At 57.2% G+C, this 17651-nt stretch carries 12 protein-coding genes; 6 read left to right on the top strand and 6 right to left on the bottom strand.

The annotated features are described in order from the left end of the window. Nucleotides 1-302: 302 nt before the first annotated feature. The 5 genes from NZ823_09315 to NZ823_09295 form a co-directional block, all read right to left on the bottom strand. Nucleotides 303-2816: an AMP-binding protein gene (locus tag NZ823_09315; protein MCS6805323.1), complete on the bottom strand. Its 2514-nt coding sequence runs from the start codon at nt 2814-2816 to the stop codon at nt 303-305. A 56-nt stretch (nt 2817-2872) separates the two neighbouring features. After that, nucleotides 2873-3610: an alpha/beta hydrolase-fold protein gene (locus tag NZ823_09310; protein ID MCS6805322.1), complete on the bottom strand. Its 738-nt coding sequence runs from the start codon at nt 3608-3610 to the stop codon at nt 2873-2875. A 117-nt stretch (nt 3611-3727) separates the two neighbouring features. Beyond that, nucleotides 3728-4249 (bottom strand): hypothetical protein, encoded by a 522-nt coding sequence (locus NZ823_09305; GenBank protein MCS6805321.1) that lies wholly within the window; start codon nt 4247-4249, stop codon nt 3728-3730. An 88-nt stretch (nt 4250-4337) separates the two neighbouring features. Next, nucleotides 4338-6230, bottom strand: coding sequence for a response regulator (locus tag NZ823_09300; GenBank protein MCS6805320.1), 1893 nt, complete (start codon nt 6228-6230; stop codon nt 4338-4340). Between the two features lie 670 nt (nt 6231-6900). Beyond that, on the bottom strand, nt 6901-9297 hold the full coding sequence (locus tag NZ823_09295; GenBank protein ID MCS6805319.1) for a hypothetical protein: 2397 nt from the start codon (nt 9295-9297) through the stop codon (nt 6901-6903). Between the two features lie 564 nt (nt 9298-9861). Here NZ823_09295 and dnaB point away from each other — a divergent pair. From dnaB to sppA, 3 genes are read left to right on the top strand one after another with little or no spacing between them, the layout of a single operon-like run. Continuing rightward, the gene (dnaB, locus tag NZ823_09290; GenBank protein ID MCS6805318.1) at nt 9862-11211 is read left to right on the top strand and encodes a replicative DNA helicase; all 1350 of its coding nucleotides are present in this window, start codon (nt 9862-9864) and stop codon (nt 11209-11211) included. Nucleotides 11212-11232: 21 nt separating this feature from the next. Then, a complete protein-coding gene (gene alr / locus NZ823_09285) occupies nt 11233-12405 on the top strand; it encodes an alanine racemase (protein MCS6805317.1) in 1173 nt (390 codons plus the stop codon). A 4-nt stretch (nt 12406-12409) separates the two neighbouring features. Further along, the gene (gene sppA / locus NZ823_09280) at nt 12410-13222 is read left to right on the top strand and encodes a signal peptide peptidase SppA (GenBank protein MCS6805316.1); all 813 of its coding nucleotides are present in this window, start codon (nt 12410-12412) and stop codon (nt 13220-13222) included. A gap of 582 nt (nt 13223-13804) precedes the next feature. Here sppA and NZ823_09275 read toward each other — a convergent pair. Beyond that, nucleotides 13805-14416: a TerB family tellurite resistance protein gene (locus NZ823_09275; GenBank protein ID MCS6805315.1), complete on the bottom strand. Its 612-nt coding sequence runs from the start codon at nt 14414-14416 to the stop codon at nt 13805-13807. Nucleotides 14417-14872: 456 nt separating this feature from the next. On the opposite strand from NZ823_09275, the gene NZ823_09270 reads away from it, so the two are divergent. From NZ823_09270 to NZ823_09260, 3 genes are all read left to right on the top strand, one after another. Then, the gene (locus NZ823_09270) at nt 14873-15172 is read left to right on the top strand and encodes a zinc ribbon domain-containing protein (GenBank protein MCS6805314.1); all 300 of its coding nucleotides are present in this window, start codon (nt 14873-14875) and stop codon (nt 15170-15172) included. Between the two features lie 194 nt (nt 15173-15366). Continuing rightward, nucleotides 15367-16266, top strand: coding sequence for a VWA domain-containing protein (locus NZ823_09265; protein ID MCS6805313.1), 900 nt, complete (start codon nt 15367-15369; stop codon nt 16264-16266). 114 nt (nt 16267-16380) lie between these two features. Next, a complete protein-coding gene (locus NZ823_09260) occupies nt 16381-17385 on the top strand; it encodes a P1 family peptidase (GenBank protein MCS6805312.1) in 1005 nt (334 codons plus the stop codon). The last annotated feature ends 266 nt before the right edge of the window (nt 17386-17651 follow it).

Raw genomic sequence — 17651 nt, 5'->3', positions numbered from 1 at the left:
GAACGTCCCAAGCACCAGTCTCTGAGTTTCTGCGAGCATCTGGTCTTGCTTACTTATGCTACGCTCGTTTCTGCTGAGCCGCGCATGCGGCCCAGGCGAAGGTAGCCAGATTGTAATGTCTGTATCCGCCCATCGAACCATGAGGCCGCGCATGCGGCCCAGGCGAAGGCAGCCAGACGTTGCACGTCTGGTTACCCTCTGGTGGGCGGCTGCCACCGCAACACAAAAACCCCACACACGCAGCGGGCGTCCACACAACGACGCCCATACAAAAAACGTGGTCTTTCGCTCTGCAATTGGTATCAGAGCGATTTGACAGCTTCACGCAAACGCGCCGCGATCTCAGCATGCGTGCCCGCTTGCGGCGGAATCGGTTGGCCAAACGTGAGCGTGGCGCTGGCGAACCGAGGAAAGGCGCTGCCACGAGGCAAAGTCCTATCCAATCCATCGAGTTTGATCGGTATGACGCTCACCCGCATATCCGTGACCATCAATCCGAGCCCATCCATGAACGGCGCCATCTGATTGCTGGCGTGGCGCTCGCCTTCGGGATAAATCAACACGTGATAGCCATGATCCAGTAGCTCGCCGGTGTATTGCAAGCTCAGGCGCGGCGACCGTTGCTGCGGGATCATGTAGATGTGCGCCAGCACCACCAAGAACGGATACAACACCCAACGGAAGAGCCACGACAGCAGAGGCTGGCCCGGCCGCAAAAAGAACTCAGCCCAGGCGGCTACGGTCAGTCGCCGACGGAATCTGCCAGGCAAAGCATAGAGGATGGCTGCTGTGTCGGCATGGCTGGTGTGATTGGCAATGAACACATACGGGCCTGAGTCGGGCGCTGGTAGGACGTCGCGCCCTTTGATCGTGAGGCGAACAAACAGGCGGAAGATCGGAAACAGCGCAGCAAGCTGGAGCAACTCGCGCAACCAACGGATAATCGGCCATCGGCCCCAGCGCGGGAATTTCAGAGACGCGCGGTCTGGTTGATTCCGTTCAATCAATTGGCGCAACTCGGCGACGGTCATCTCTGGCGTGAGATCAACATCACCCAGGTCTATTCGCTTTTCCCATTCGATCAAACTGACCAGCTCGACGCGATCAATGGAACTGAGCCCCAGATCATCGCCGAGTTTTGACTGAGGCGTGATCTGTGTGACCGGCACGTCAGCAATACGCGCCACCAACGCCGCAATGTCGTCAACAACGGCTGTGGCAGCAGGAACCGCTATGTCAGCCGCCGCCTCCCGCGCATGGAGTTTGGCCAGCACCTCACCTTTTTTGACTTTGAGCGTCGTGGTGCGTGGGAAATCGTCTTCCCACCAGACGGTGAAGGCTTGCACGCGCTGTGCTTCGTCCAGTTGTCGGTTGGCCTGGCTGATAATCTCGGCAGCGCGCGGCTTGGCGTGTTCGTCCATGAGCAGCACTGCGTGGATGCGTTTTTTGAATTCGACGACGCAACTTTCTCGCACGCCGTCAAACCGGTCGAGCACAGATTCGATGTCGAGCGGATAGACGTTGACTCCAGCGTCGGTCACGATCAATTCTTTCAATCGTCCCTGTAAAAACAGAAAGCCGTCCTCGTCAAGGCGACCCAGATCGCCGGTGCGAAACCATCCGTCTTCGGTGAACGATTCCCGCGTCGCGTCAGGCCGTTGGAAGTAGCCCGGCGTCACGTGTGGGCCACGTGTGAGGACTTCTCCCGCTGGCGAGAGTTTCATTTCCAATCCCGGCAAGGCCTGCCCTACCGAGCCGAGCCGGCGTGCTTCTGGCCGATTAACCGTGATGACCGGACCGGTTTCAGTCAAGCCATAGCCTTGCAGGACGATAAATCCTAATCGCTCCCAAAACAGTTGCAGCGCCGGATCGAGCGGCGCGCCGCCCAACACGAAGTAAGCGAAATCCCACCCGATGAAATGGTGCAGCGGGAAGTAGATCAATTTCTTGACCGACCTGGGCAGCGGCTCCGTCCATCGCAACAACCTCTCCAGCCGCGATTCTGAGATCGGGAGTTTGCGCACGAAGCCGTCTTTGAGCAATTGCAGCAGTCGTGGCACAGCCAGCACGGCGCGAATATGTTCGTGTCGAAACGCCTGTTCAATCGCCTTGGGCGTGACCGTTTGCAGATAGACGATCGAATCGCCGCGGGCGACCGGATACCAAAACCCGCCGGTCTGTTCATACAGGTGACTGAGCGGGAGTAATGATAAGAACGTGTGATGGCCCTGGAGCGGGATGGCCTTCTGCACGGCCGTGTAATTGGCTGTGATGTTCCGGTGGGTCACCATGACGCCTTTAGGGACAGCCGTCGTGCCGGACGTATACATGATCAATGCCAGATCATCGGGCTGAGGCGCAACATCGTCGAAGCGTTGCGGCTCAACCTCAGACAAGCGCAGCGGCAACTCTTCGAGGATCAGTTGTGGTAGATCGAATCCATCGCCCGGCAGCAGTCGCGTGCGGGCTATTAATCGCGGTTTGGTTTCAGCAGCGACGCGCAAAGCAAAATCCTTTGTCTGCCGCACATCAATCGGGACGATGACGGCGCCAGCCAGCAGGCCGCCAAGATAGGCGATGATCCATTCGGGGCCGTTGGGTCCCCAGATCATGATGCGCTCGCCGCGCTGCACACCGCGCCGGCGCAACGCGGCTGCCATGCGGTCAGCATGATCGAACAACTGGGCATAGCTCCAGACGAATCGGCGCAGTTCCGTACGGTGATAACAAAAGACACGCTCGCCAAAAGCGCGGCAGAGTTCAATCTGTTGATTGAGCGTCTCCGGCATGAGCTGAACCTCTTCACCAACGACCATGACTGAGCGTCCGTCTGCTGAGCTGTGAACGTCAGCCCATCAGTGGCTATGATCAACTATCGTCCAAACAATTTGGGCAGATAGTAATTGTACATCCGATACCACCAAGGCCAGTCGTGATTGACGTCGTGCCCCCAGACATCCAGATTGTGAGGGATGCCCTTGCGCCAGAGAATTTCCGAGAGTTGATAGGATCGCTCCGGAGCTTCATAGGCGCCCTGGCCGGTAATGATGTTAATCGAACATTGGCGAAGCTGCTCAAGAATGACAGGGTCTTCCAGATTGGGTAGATATTCCACCGGATTATTGAAGTAGACGTTGTCATCATGGTAGCCATGGCAGTACGGGCGAATGTCGTAGCTGCCGCTGATGGCGATGACACATTTGAATTTGTCGGGGTGTTTGAACAGCGTATTGGCTGTGTGAAAGGCGCCGAAGCTGACGCCGCTGGTGGCAATCGGGATGCCCGGTGTTTGACAGTGCCACTGGATGAATGGCGCCACTTCCTCAGCGACATACCGGTCATAGAGCACTTGTCGGCGGGCGCGTTCGGGCGGCGGCACGTGATCGGCTAACCACGACTCGCGGTTAATGCTATTGATCGAATAAATCTTGACCAGCCCCGCGTCCAAATGCGGCGCAATGGCATCAATCAGGTTGAAGCGTTCATACTCTTCACAATCAGCCCCCGCCGTCGGAAACATCAACAGCGGCCACCCATAGTGACCATATACCACCAACGGCATCTCTTGACCTAAATTCGGACTATACCAACGATGATATTCCTTATGCACGACCCTCTCCTTGATGGTTTAGGATTTCTCTTGTAAAAGCAGGGTTCGAGAGAATACTACTGGCCTTGATTAAAAATCAAGTCGCGCGACCGGCTCCCTTCAGCGGACAATAGGCCCTTATTGACTGGCGCGTTCAATCTGTCGAAGCGAGGTTTCCAACCCATGCAGTGTGCTAGTGAGCGAAGACCAATCGCCGCGCGAAGCGGCCAGGCGCGCTTGCGTGATGTCAAACGACATGCGGGTTGTTTCTCGCCGAATGATCGCTAAGCGAGATTCTAAGTCCTGCACCTGCAGTTCCAGGTCTCGTTGCCGGCTTTCGGCCGTCGTCCGGCCGGTCGAAGCCTCGCCAGAACGGTCGAAGGTGAGGCTGCGCTCTTTGGGCAGCGATTGAAGCTTCACCAGCAGTTGAAGGAACCAGCGGTCCAAGCGGTTGAGTTCTTCCTCCGAGAGCTTCTTTAGACCACAGGCGTCAAACTCGTCCGGCGTCATGTTGACCAAGACCGGTCGTGGCGTGTCTGTTTTCACCGGCGTGGTCGCATCCGTTGGGGCGCTGGGCGGCTCTTCGCGGTGTCGTCCCGCTTGCGGGGCCGAGAGCATGAGCGGCGTCATCAACATCACAATGATCAGAATCTCTCTCATAGTTACCTCTGTGCACGCGGGTGGGGCTGACCGGCTCATCCAAGCCAGCCGCGCGTCTCTGGCCAATCGGCCTGTGCTGGGTCAACCTCTATTCATCCAAGACGCGGCGCACCGCCATTAACAGGTCATGCACGACATAGGGCTTCTGGATGAAATGCGTGCGGGGATGGTTGAGCATCTCCTGCGTCAGATTGTGCCGACTGAATCCGCTAGAAAAGAGCACCGGCAAGTCAGGCCGGTGCGCGCGCAATCGCTCATAAGTTTCCTTGCCGTCCATCTGCGGCATGATCATATCAAGAATGACCAGCTCAATATCTGGTTCTTGTTCCAGAATCCGTATGGCCTGCACGCCGTTTGTTGCAGTCATGACGCGATAGCCGGCGCTGGTCAACACGTCGCTGAGCAGATTGCGAATCGCCGTTTCGTCGTCAACAACGAGAACGAATTCGCTCCCACCTCGACTCTCCACCGGCGCTGTTTCGATCACCATCTCAGCGCGATTCGAGGCCGGCAGGTAAATGACAAAGGTTGTGCCATGCCCAGGTTCACTGTAGACGCGCACCACCCCTTCATGATTACGCACAATGCTGTAGACCATCGCCAACCCAAGGCCTGTGCCTTGTCCCTGTTCCTTGGTGGTGAAGAACGGTTCAAAGATGCGTTGCTGCGTTTCCTGATCCATGCCGCAGCCTGTATCGGTGACTGACACCATCACATGCGGTCCGATTTGCGCGCCCGGATGGTTGCGAATAAACGCCTCGTCCAAAACAATGTTGCGCGTCTCCAGCACGAGTCGTCCGCCCTGCGGCATGGCATCACGCGCATTGAGGCACAGATTCAGCAGGACCTGTTGCAATTGTCCGGCGTCGCCCTCGACCATAGAGAGCTCATCATCCGTATGAACGATGATCTCGATCCGCTTGCTGATGGTATGAGCCAGCAGCCGCCGCACTTCCTCGACGATCTTGTTGAGATTAACCGGGCTGGTCTGCGCTTTCTCTTTGCGCCCGAAGGCGAGCAACTGACGAGCCAGATCAGCGCCTCGTTGCGCCGATGATTCGATCGTCTCAACAAAGCCGTAAAGCGGGTGTTGAGGATCAAATTCCAACTTCAACAACGAGGCATATCCCAGAATTGCGCCAAGCAGATTATTGAAATCATGGGCAATGCCGCTGGTCAATTTGCCGATGCTATCCATCTTTTGCATCTGGAAGAGCTCTTGCTGGAGCCGCTTCTGTTCTGTCACATCGCGGGCGATGAACTGGTAGACGCCTTCGCTCAATGCGACCGCTGAGACGCTCACCACAACCTCTGTCCCCTGCTTGCGGAGCATGCGGCATTCTGAGATGCGCAACGAACCATGCCGCCGCAACTGCTCGAACAACTGTCGCGCTGTTTCCACGGCCTCCGGTCGCACCAGTGAAAGAACCGTCATATTCAACAGCTCTTCGCGAGTGTAGTCACTGAGCTCCGAGCACGCCGAGTTGACATCCAAAAAGCGCATGTTCTGGTCCATGATGCCGATGGCATCCTGGGCTTGCTCAAACAGCAGCCGATAGCGGACTTCAGCCGAGGCCAGTTGACGTTCCAGCCGCTTGGTTTCGATCGCGCGATACACAACGAGCGGCAGTGCGCGAGCGTAATCTTGGGATTTGACAATGTAGTCGAACGCCCCCAGCTTCATCGCCTGCACAGCCGTCATTTCGTCGCCATGACCAGTCACAATAATGACCGGCACGTCCAGGCCACGCACGCGCAACTCTTGCAATAACTCTAATCCGCTGGCATCGGGCAGCGAAAAATCAACGACAAGAGCATCGAACGCTTGTTGATCAAGCTGCTCCCAGGTGCTCTGCAACGATTCACTCACGACAACCTGATCCTGCGGCCGCTCCTTGTGCAGCGCCCGCCGGATCAATGTCGCATGGGCCGGATCATCCTCAACCAACAAGATGCGATAGAGTGAATGGTCTGCTAACATCGTGCCTCACCAAAAAGCATTCAACGGCCTGTGCTCTTCTCCGGGTCGGTTTGCTTAGTGAACGGGACTATACATGAGTCATTTGATATCGTCAAGAAAGGTCAGAAATGCCGGTTCGCTACTTTGCTCCGCCAGGCGATTTTGAAATCCCAAGCCCCTCTTCGAGGGAAATCCGAAATCCGAATATCGAAATCCTAAATAAGTTGAAACGTTCAAAATCTCAATGTTCCAAACACTGCCCAATCCTTGTTTCACAAAAGTTACACCCGGGAGTTGGCATGGATGTTCGCGGCGAGCGGCTCACCGCATGAACGAGCTAACGGGAGAACGCGGGACGCCTCTGCAAGGCGCCCTGGGAATTGGAGGGATGATCCCTGACCCAGACGATGCACATCCCGCTACTCTCTGATGGGCGACGACACAGGGATTCCCTTACAACCGTGCGTTGCAGCAACACAAAAACACCACACGTTAGCGGGCACCCACACAGCAACGCCCCTCCAACGGAGGCCTTTCCCTTCCCGATTGGTAGAAGAAAAAACGGCGAACCTCAGAGCCGCAGGCCGTCAGCCTGAGGTTTGCCGTTTCTCTCATTGTGTTGTGGCACAGGCGAGCCGAGCCGGTCAGATGTCAACGCTCGTGCTCGCCTGTCTCCATCTGATTAGAGGAATCACGGACATGCGCATGTGTCGTTACATGCGTTCACATTCGATGTAATGGTATGCGTCACTGTCGGCGTCAGCCGGCTGATCGTCAACCGCGCATTCCCACGGCAGCGACCCACGTCCAGAATGCCTTGGAGCGCGTTCGGGTCCGCCGCCGTGCTTTGCACGTTGATGGTATTGCCGCTGACCGTGACCGTGCAGGGGCCGGTGAATGTCGTTCCAGCGCCTGTCTTGAAGCAATAGACGGCTGCGCCCGCTGTGGTGCATGTCATCGTGATCTTCACGCAATTGCCGTTGCTGTCATCACTCAGCTCGATAGTATCGGCAACGCGAATGAGCACTGTGTCAGGCGTGGCATCCGGGCAACCGTGCTGATCAGATACGACCAACGAGAACGTCAGCGTGACGCACGTGCCGTTGGGCACTTCGGGCGCGGTGAACGTCGGATTGGCCGCTGCCGGATTGCTCAGCGTCACTGGCGGCCCGCCCGTCTGCGTCCAAGCGAACGTGAACGGTCCGCCGGCGTCGTGGGCATCGCTGTCGGTGGCTGAACCGGCCAATGTCACCAATGCGCCTTCAGGCACCGTTTGATCCGGTCCGGCATTGGCCACCGGCGCTGTGTTCGTGCCTGTGCCGGTGAGCGTCTGCACGATCGTACCGGCGCTGGTCGTGTAAGTCAGCGTGGCACTGCGCGGGCCGCCACAGGCCGGTCCGGTCGGACTGAACGTGGACGGGAACGTCACCGATGTGCTGCAATCATTCAACGTGAACGGCGTGGCGGGCAGTGTCTGGCTGAAGTCACCCGGATTAGTCCCCGCCTCGGTGATGCTCGTGAACGTCACGCTGCCGCAACCGGTCGTATCCACCGTGGTCAACAGCGCCGCGCTCGTCAACCCAAGATGCACCGAACCGTAACTTAACGGACTGGGCGTCACTGTTGGCGCAGCGTTATCGCAACTGATCACCAGATTGCCGCTAGCGCCAGCGAACCCTGAGACTTGAATGAAATACGTCACACCCATCGCCGCCGTGAAGGTGACGGACGAGTGAAGAAGAGATAGAAATAAGGAGCAATCGTCATTGCAATACGGTTCATCATTCAACGAGGTACATGTGCCGGTGTAGATTTGAATGATCGTGTCGTAGTTGCTGCCGTTGGTGCAGATGGTGTGAGTTCCGCCATCACCGACAAATTTGTACCAAACGTCCTTGTCATCGCCAAAATTGCCGCAGTTGACATTGACCGTGCTGTCTGTGGCCATGGTTGTGTCGGCTGTGAGCGTGCCGGGGCAGCTCAGCGTGATGGCGCCAGCGCAAAAGTCATTCACAGGCGCAGCGCCGGTAGTGGTGATGTCTAAACTCCACCCACCGGAAATGCCGCCAACATCGCCGGCAACATCATCCACCACAAACAGGCCCCAAGTGCCGTTGGGGGAAATGCCGTTGAACACCGATGCCAGCGTCGCCGTGCCAGCCGTTGCCGGGTTATTGTAAGGCCCGGCCGGAGCCGGGGCCGGGAATGCATCCCCAGTACCATAGTTCGTCGGTTTATACGTTCCAGCAGCGATCAAAGTGGAGTCGGGAAGTAAAGTGGCTGCCGCATCATCAAACGTCAGCGTGATGCCTGTAATGTCAGGACTACCGCCGCAGTCCGACATCAGCACAAGCGTCTGCCCACCCGGACCGACCAACAGAATGTCAATGTCATCCGGGAATGTGTGACTCACACCTGTGAGCGTGACATTGACATCCGTCACCACTCCCGTCAAACCGCTGACAGTGATGGTCGAGGGATACGGCGCGGCCGGGCCGCTAGTGCCGGTACCTGGAATCGTAATTGGCGCTGGATTCGAGAAGACCACTTCCGGCGCAGCCGGCTCCTGCGGCGTGCTGGTGACCGGCAGCTTGGTGAACTGATTGTATTCGCGCTGCAGACTCTGATAACGCTCTCTGAGTGAGAGCATCAGTGGCGAGCCTTTATCACCTGCTTGTTTCAGTTGCCGTATCTGCGTTTTGACGTCGTCCAGCTCGATCTTCATGATCTGGGCTTTGACGGCGTTGATCTGCTGTTGAAGGTCTTGACCCGGCAGGATGTCGGGTATGTTGATCTCCAAGGCCAACTGATCGAGTTGGTCTTGCCGTTGCTGCCGTTGCGCTTGCAGCTCGGCGATTTCCGCACGCACTTTGTCGCTCAGCAGGTCTTCTTGCCGCTGCATTTCAGCAATGGCCTCTTCTAATTGCTTTATCTCCAATTGGAGCAATTGGGCTTTTAACGTCTTGAGGTTGGTTTGAGGATCATCCGGACGGTTAGGCTGTCGGGTTGCAGCACCGCCGGATATGACCAGCACACCAGCCAGAAGCAAAATACAGAACGATGCGAAATGTCGTTTGAGTGTTTCCATAAAGTTCCTCCCATAGCTTTACATTGCATGCCCACTCCCTTCAGGCCGCCCTCGCTACCTGCTCGTGGCGGGGACTTCTTCCGTTGAGTACTCATGATGGCTTCAACATTGTAACGCAGCAGACGCTGAAACCGGCGGGATTATACTAGCCAGTTAGTAGTAGGACAAGCTTCCTCTAAAAATAACCATTTTCATGCTTCGTGGTGTGTCGTTGCATGGGGACGATTCCCTTGAAAATAGCCCCACGAAGCACACGAACTTCACGAAAGAATTGCATATTCGAGGCAGTAGGAGCGGGGCGCCACAGCGAGCGCCCCGTACAGGGTGTCGTCGAGCTTGGGCTCTGTCGGAGTCGAGGTAGTAGGAGCGGGGCGCCACAGCGAGCGCCCCGTACAGGATGTTGTCGAGCTTGGGCTCTGTCAGAGTCGAGGCCGTTTGGGCGGGGCGCCACAGCGAGCGCCCCGTACAGATTCTTCTGGCACTGGCCAATCCTGTAGCAGTCATGAACAGGGTTTTGTGTGGTGGCATGGTTGTAGTAAACTAGGCCGGGCGTAGGTGACGAGCATGGCCAAATCACTGAAAGAGATGACAACCGAGCGGTCACTGCCGCACAGCATCGAGACGGAACGGTCTATCCTCGGCGCGATCTTGATTGACAACACGACACTCCATCAGGCGCTGGAAATCCTGAGCCGCGATGATTTCTATCTGGATGCGCATCGGCGCATCTTTGACAAGATGGTGGCGCTGTTTGAAAAGGATCGTCCGATTGATCCGATTACGCTGCGGGAGGAATTGGACCGCTCGGGAGAACTGGAGCAGGTTGGCGGCGTCAGCGCCATTGCCGCGCTGATGGACGGGACGCCGTACCTGCGCAACATCGAACACTACGCCAAGATTGTACGCGACCGTGCGCTGTTGCGCCGGCTCATCATTGTGTCCAATCAGATCATCAGCGAGTGCTTCGAGCAGGAAGAAGAATCCGACCTGATTCTGGACAAGGCTGAGAAAGCCATTCTGGATATTGCCGAGGCGCGGACCAAAGTGGGCTTTGCGCCCATTGGCGAGGTCGCGAAGCAGCAGTTGGAACTGGTCGAACAGCGAGCCGGCCGTCCGCAGATGATCACCGGCTTGGCCACCGGCTTCATTGATTTCGATCGCATGACGTCGGGGCTTCAGCCGAGCGATTTGATCATCGTTGCGGCTCGACCCTCGGTCGGAAAGACCAGCTTTGTGCTGAGCATCGCGCAGAATGCGGCGCTCGCTGGCCATGTCATAGGAATTAGCTCACTGGAGATGAGCAAAGAGCAACTGGTCATGCGGTTGCTCTGTTCAGAGGCGCGGATCAACATGCAACGCTTTCGCAACGGGTTTCTCAATCGCGATGAGTGGAAGCGGTTGGCGGAAGGATTGCGCCGATTGGCCGAGTGCCGCATCTTCATTGACGATACGCCGGGCATCAGCCCACTGGAGCTGCGCGCCAAAGCGCGGCGGCTCAAACATGAACGTGGATTAGACCTACTCATCGTTGACTATTTGCAACTGATGAGCGCCCGCGGACGCGCTGAAAGCCGTCAGCAAGAAGTCTCGCAAATTTCCCGTGACCTCAAAAGTCTGGCCAAAGATTTGCAGGTGCCGCTCATCGCCGTTTCGCAGCTTAGCCGCGCGCCGGAAGCGCGCACCGATCATCGGCCACAGTTGAGCGATCTGCGGGAGAGCGGAAGTTTGGAGCAGGACGCTGATGTGGTCGCATTTTTGTTTCGAGAAGACCTCTACAACAGAACGCCGGAGACTGAAGGCAAAGCTGAATTGATTGTGGCCAAGCAACGCAACGGCCCGACGGGCAAAATTGAACTGGCATTTCTGAGTGAGTTCACGCGCTTTGAGAATCTCATGGAAGAATCGGCGTTCTAACTTGGCCTGGAACGAATGGCTATGACGCAGCCCGACAATTCGACGGCGATGACGCAGCAGCACGCGCCACACGGCCATCGGCGGACACAACCAGTTGGTCGTCCCACATGGGCTGAAATTCATCTGGATCATCTGACGCATAATTTTCGCGTGATCAAAGAGCGTGTTGGCGCTCACACCAAGATTCTCGCCGCCGTGAAAGCTGACGCCTACGGGCACGATGCAGTGTTGGTCGCTCGGCATCTGGAGACGCTTGGTTGCGATTGGTTCGGCGTGGCATTGCCAGAAGAGGGAGTCGCGCTGCGGCAAGCAGGGGTGACACGACCGATTCTCTGCCTCGGCGGATTTTATCAAGGACAAGCCCCGCTGCTACTGGATTTCAAGCTGACGCCGGACATCTACAGCGAGTGGGCTATCGAACAACTCGATGCCGCCGCGCGTGCCCGCGACATGGTCGCTTCCTATCACTTGAAAGTGGATACCGGCATGGGCCGCCTGGGCGTCCCGATGGATCAGTTAGCATCGTTTCTGGATCACCTTCGTCGCTACAGCCATGTGAGGATGGATGGCGTGTTGACCCATTTAGCCTCAGCTAATGAGCCGCGGCAGGACGCCTTTACGCGGCAACAAATGGAACGATTTGAGCACGCGCTGGCGATGATCAGAGCAGCCGGGCATCAACCGAGAGAGATTCATGCAGCCAACAGCGCGGCCGTGTTTCGACATCCGCAAACCTGGGGCACAATGGTTCGGCCTGGCGGCGCATTGTATGGATTGTATTCGCCGGCGCTGGTATTGAAACCGGTCATGTCGCTGCATTCGCAAATTATCTTGCTGAAGCGTGTGCCAGCCGGCTCGCCGCTCGGCTATGGCGGCACATTTGTGACCGAGCGGCCCAGCCAGATTGCCACGTTGCCGATTGGTTATCAAGATGGCTACATGCGGGCGTTTTCCAACACAGCGCGCGTGATCATTCGCGGCCGATATGCGCCGGTGGTCGGGCGCGTCAGTATGGATTTGACGTTGATTGATGTGACCGACGTGCCTGATGTGGCGCTCGGCGATGAAGTCGTCTTGATGGGTCAGCGCGATGGCCTCAGCGTGACAGCCGCTGAGCTGGCGCGAAAAGCGCGAACCATTTCCTATGAGATCACCTGCGGCATCAGCCGTCGTGTGACACGTGTGGTCGTATGAATGTATGACGCTCTTGTGGTGGAGAAAAAAGAATCGGGTGGCTATTGTTGAGGTGGAAGGGATCATCTCCGACAGCGAGTTCGGCGCGTCACGGCGCAAAGTGCTGGAAGCATTGGAAGCTGTCGAGCCGCTGCGGGCGCGCGCCCTGGTCGTGCGCATTAACAGTCCGGGCGGCACGGTCGGCACATCGCAAGAGATTCATCAGGCGATTCAAAACCTGCGCCGGCGCGGCTTGCCGGTGGTTGCAGCGCTTGGCGATGTGGCGGCTTCAGGAGGCATCTATGTGGCTGTCGCCGCAGACAAAATCGTATCCAATCCGGGCACGCTCACCGGCTCCATCGGTGTCATTCTGAAGGCGAACAACCTGCGAGCGCTCTACCAGAAAATCGGCATTGAATCCGAAGTGGTCAAATCTGGCCCGTATAAAGACATCCTCTCCACGTTTCGTCCGCTGACGGAAGAAGAACGCGCGTTGTTGCAGGAGCTGATTGACGACACCTACAACCAGTTTGTGCAAGCGGTGGCGGCCGGTAGGAATTTGCCTGAAGAACATGTCCGTTCATTCGCTGATGGACGCATTTTCACCGGCCGACAGGCCAAAGAATTAGGCTTGGTGGACGAAATCGGCGGATTAGAGCGCGCTGTCGAATTAGCAGCAGAATTGGCGCATCTAGTTGGCAAGCCGCGGAAGATCGAAGTCACGCCGCGCCGCCGCGGCCTCTTCAGCCGGCTCTTCCGCACAATGGATCGTGTCGAGATGGAGCTGGAGTTGATACGCGGCCTGAGCGGCGCGCCGTTGTGGATGATGCCGATGTGAGTCGGACGTCAGTAGACGGACGTCCCTGGAAGATCAGGTGCAACGACTCGTCTGACGTCTCCTCAGTTCCTCGTGCGAGAATGTAGCATAGGCATTCCTGCCTGTGCCGTGGCGAGCGCGGCGCTCATGGGTGGTTCCTGACTTCATCTTGGAGTGCGCCGGCAGAGCCAAGCGCCGACGGCGCTTTCGCTCCCAACACGACCCACCAGGCCAAAGCGGCGTCGCGCCCCGCGGGCTTGCCGCCGCACTCCAAAGCGATTTCTCATACGCTCCTGACTCTCTCCTGGAGTGCGCCGGCAGAGCCAAGCGCCGACGGCGCTTTGTCCTCAGAAAAGGTGGCACAGGCGTTCCCGCCTGTGGCGTTTTTCATCGTTTCTGGGCGTCGTCCCGCGCGACATGAACAACTCCTCTGAAAATCGCCCACGAAACACACGAGCCTCACGAAAGAATTGTATTTTCATGCTTCGTGGCGAGCGCGGCGCTCATGGGCGATTCCTGTGAAAATCGCTGGGAGCGCACGCTCCGGCGTGCATGAGGCAGCAGGATGCGCGACGCCCAGGCCAAAGGCAATGGAAAATGGCTCTAGCTCAATTCGGCCATCACCTGTTGCGCGGCGGCTTGATGATGATTGACCAGCTCGGTGGTGAACCGCTCGATGAGTTCCCGTTCCGCTTTTGAGATGCTCGGCGTCAACCCCAGCAGACCGCCAGACGCTTCAGCGATCTGAGTAGCACAAGCCACGAGGTCCTGCCGACATGCCTCTTGCTCCCCTGATGGTAATGAGGCCAGCAGATGTCGAATAGCCCGAAGCGTGCCTTCGAAGAATTCTCGTGGCGGCCGATGACTGATCCAATCCACCAGTTGTTGATAGGCGGGGCTGCCCTCCTGGATGCCACGTGTGCGCGCCAATTCCAGCAGACGCTCACGCTCCTGGTTGGTGACGTCGCCATCAATCCAGGCGACATACAACAACGGCACCAGATGCCAAAGACTGACCGTCTCGCGCGTGTAGCCGAGGTCTTGTAAGTCGCGTAAGACATCTTCATTGGTGATGCCGCTCGTTTCGGCCATCTCACGTCGCTCCGCTTGGAGCGTGGCGCGGCGTCGCAATTTCTCGATCAGTTCCTGCTCTTTCTTGCGGAAGTATTCTTCCTCTTTTGTCCGTCTTAATTCGTCAAATGGGGTGTTTGGCATTCAATCCTCCGAAAAATCCCGCCAACGGATGAAAGGCGCCAGCGGATAAAATATTCGCTGTCACATTTCATTCGTTGAGAAATCAGTTTTTCATTCTCTTTGGGCGTCGGCTCGAGCGCCATGAACAATTCCTGCGAGAAATAGGCCCAAGAGATTCAGTCTTGGGCGGGCTAACATCAGGCGTTTGCATGATCTCAAAGAGCATCATCAACGATCGGCCCTCGCGCAACGCCCCTGCACTTTTGTGAGCGTACATATTAGCCAGTCGGAGCAAGAAGTTCAAAGCCACGCGCTGATTGATTTGGCAGCTCCGAGCATGCGCTTGAAGCGCGCGCTGACGATTGCTGCCAAACGGCCAAATACACGGCGCGGCAACGGGCGACCGAGCATGCGCTTGAAGCGCGCGCTGACGATTGCTACACTATCGCGCTGTGATATTCAATCTGGGAGGTTTGAATGCCGATCTACGAGTATGAATGCACCAAATGCGGCCAACGGATTGAAGTCATGCGCAAGATGACCGACCCGCCACTGAAGCGCTGTCGCCGATGCAGCGGCAAGCTAGAGCGGTTACTCTCGCCGGTCGGCTTTCAGTTCAAAGGCAGTGGCTGGTACATCACGGATTACGCCCGCAAAGGGAGCGGTGACTCCAAATCGTCTGACGGCAAAGCCGAATCAAAATCCGAACCCAAGAGTCAAAGCGAGACCAAGAGCGCGGCCACGCCTGAGACGAAAACCGATAGCAAAGCCTTATAAACTAGACGTCCCACTCGACCTGTGACAATCAAACCGGCGCGTGCGCCTGCGCTGATGCGTAGCCGGCTGCCAATGCCATGCTTCAACCAGCGGGCGGCTTGAGCTCGTTTGCGACGCGGTTGAAATTTAGCAAGCGATCCCGTACTTTTATGGTTGAGGAGGACAAGCCGATGCGGCAGATTGGAGATCAGCTCATGAAATTATGGATGCTCTCGTTGGTGTGCATACTGGCGGGCGTCAGCGTAGCCGCTGCGCAAGCCAACGTTCGATCACCAGCAGAGACCGGCGTTAGAAACGTCATCCTGCCGGTGATTCTGGAAGCGGGCAGCGAGCTTGATCCGACGGCCATCGCGCGCGAGCAGTTTGAGTTGTATGACGGTGGTGTGCCGCAGCAGATCGAATACTTTCGGCCTGATTATTCTCCAGCCAGAATCGTCGTTCTGGTGGATAACACCGAACGCTTGCAAGCCAGCCTTGACGATTTGAGCAAAGCAGTCAAAGCATTGGCCGCCCATTTGTATCAAGGCGATCAGATGATGTTGGTCGCTTACGACGAACAGCCTGAAGTGATTGAAGAGTTCACCGACGACCGTAAGAAGTTGCAAGCAGGCACGGCGCTGTTTCGCATCAAGGGGTCTCCTCGGCTGCTGGACGCGATTGCAGACATCATCACCGCTGTCTTCCGTCAGCAAGTGGGCGTGACCAAGCGCGTGTTAATTCTGATCAGCGACGGTTACGATTGGCAAAGTAAGACGCCGTTCAATGTTGTCCTGGACAATCTCAAACGCGAAAGCATCGTCGTCTATGTGCTGCAAGCGGCCGATCGCACGCATGGCGCGTCACGCCGCTTTGGACCTAAGCCAGCCGAGGTGGTGCAGAAACTCACCCAAATGACCGGCGGACGCGCCTTCCCACTGAAGGACGCGAGCGACGCCGCTCAACATATTTTGCAAGAACTGGCTGAACGTTGGTATCAACTTTCCTACAAGCCCAGAGAGGTTAATATCCATAATAATCGTCGGTTGCTCCTGATTGCGAACAATCCCAAGATACGGCTGCGCACACGCCAGGAACAGCCTGGCATACGGTTTTAGTCCCTGATGCCAATCAACCAGAGAAAGATTTCACGCAGGACGTAAGCTGCTCGCTTCTGTGTGGCTCAGAAGCGGTACGCTCGCGCGATCAACCATACGGTGGAAGATAACATGATGGACGCATCATCCGGTTCAATCACAGATGTAGTCGGCGTCAAAGTCGGACAATTCACAGATACACGCCGGCCAACGGGCTGCACCGTCGTGCTGGTCGAAGCGGGCGCCGTGGCTGGCGTTGATGTACGCGGCGGCGCGCCGGGAACGCGCGAAACAGACTTGCTGTATCCGATCAATCTTGTCCAACAAGTTCACGCCGTCGTGTTATCGGGAGGAAGCGCTTTTGGTTTGGATGCCGCGTCGGGCGTCGTCCAATATCTGGAAGAACGTGGCATTGGATTTGACACGCGGCTCCCCAACGTTCCCAAAGTGCCGATTGTGCCTGCCGCGATCCTCTTCGACTTGCAACTGGGCGACCCGTCTATTCGACCAACAGGCGAATCCGGCTACAAGGCTTGTCAAGCAGCCAGGACTGGCGCGGTCGCTCAAGGCAATGTCGGCGCCGGCGCTGGCGCAACTGTGGGCAAAGTGCTTGGCCCGACACGGGCGATGAAAGCGGGACTGGGCACGGCCAGCATTCGCTTGGCCGACGGCGTCGTTGTTGGCGCGATTGTGGCCGTCAATGCGTGGGGTCAGGTCTCTGACCCGGTGACAGGCCGACTGCTGGCCGGTGTACGATCAGCGGATGGTCAACGCCTGATCAACGTCATTGAACAGATCAAATCTGGTGTCCCCATGGAGAGCCTCACCGAAGGCCAGAACACCACAATTGGTGTGGTTGCTACCAACGCCGCGCTAAGCAAATCACAAGCTACCGTGGTGGCGCAGATGGCGCATGATGGCTTGGCGCGAACGATCAACCCGGTTCATTCACCGCTGGATGGCGACACCATCTTCGCTCTCGCTACCGGGGATCATCCCGAGCCGGTCAATGTTGCTCTCGTCGGCGCCATCGCTGCTGAAGTCATGGCGCAGGCCGTCGTCAATGCCGTTCTGCATGCTGAGAGCTTGCCGGGCTTGCCCGGTTGCAAGGAGATCGCCTCTTACCTTCTGGAGAGTTGACCTCCTCTCCGCTGAGAATAGCCCACGAAACACCGAACCTCACGAAAGAATGGTATTTTCATCGTTCGTGGCGAGCGCGAACACATGGGCAATTCCTGGCTTTATCTTGGAGTGCGCAGGCAGAGCAAGCGGCGACGGCGCTTTCGCTCCCAACACGACCCACCAGGCCAAAGCGGCGTCGCGCCCCGCGGGCTTGCCACCGCACTCCAAAACGCATTCTCATACGCTCCTGACTCTCTCTTGGAGTGCGCCGGCTGAGCCAAGCG

The organism is Blastocatellia bacterium, assembly GCA_025054955.1.
In the GTDB taxonomy this organism is placed as follows: domain Bacteria; phylum Acidobacteriota; class Blastocatellia; order HR10; family J050; genus JANWZE01.
This window is presented reverse-complemented; position numbering and strand designations above follow the sequence as displayed.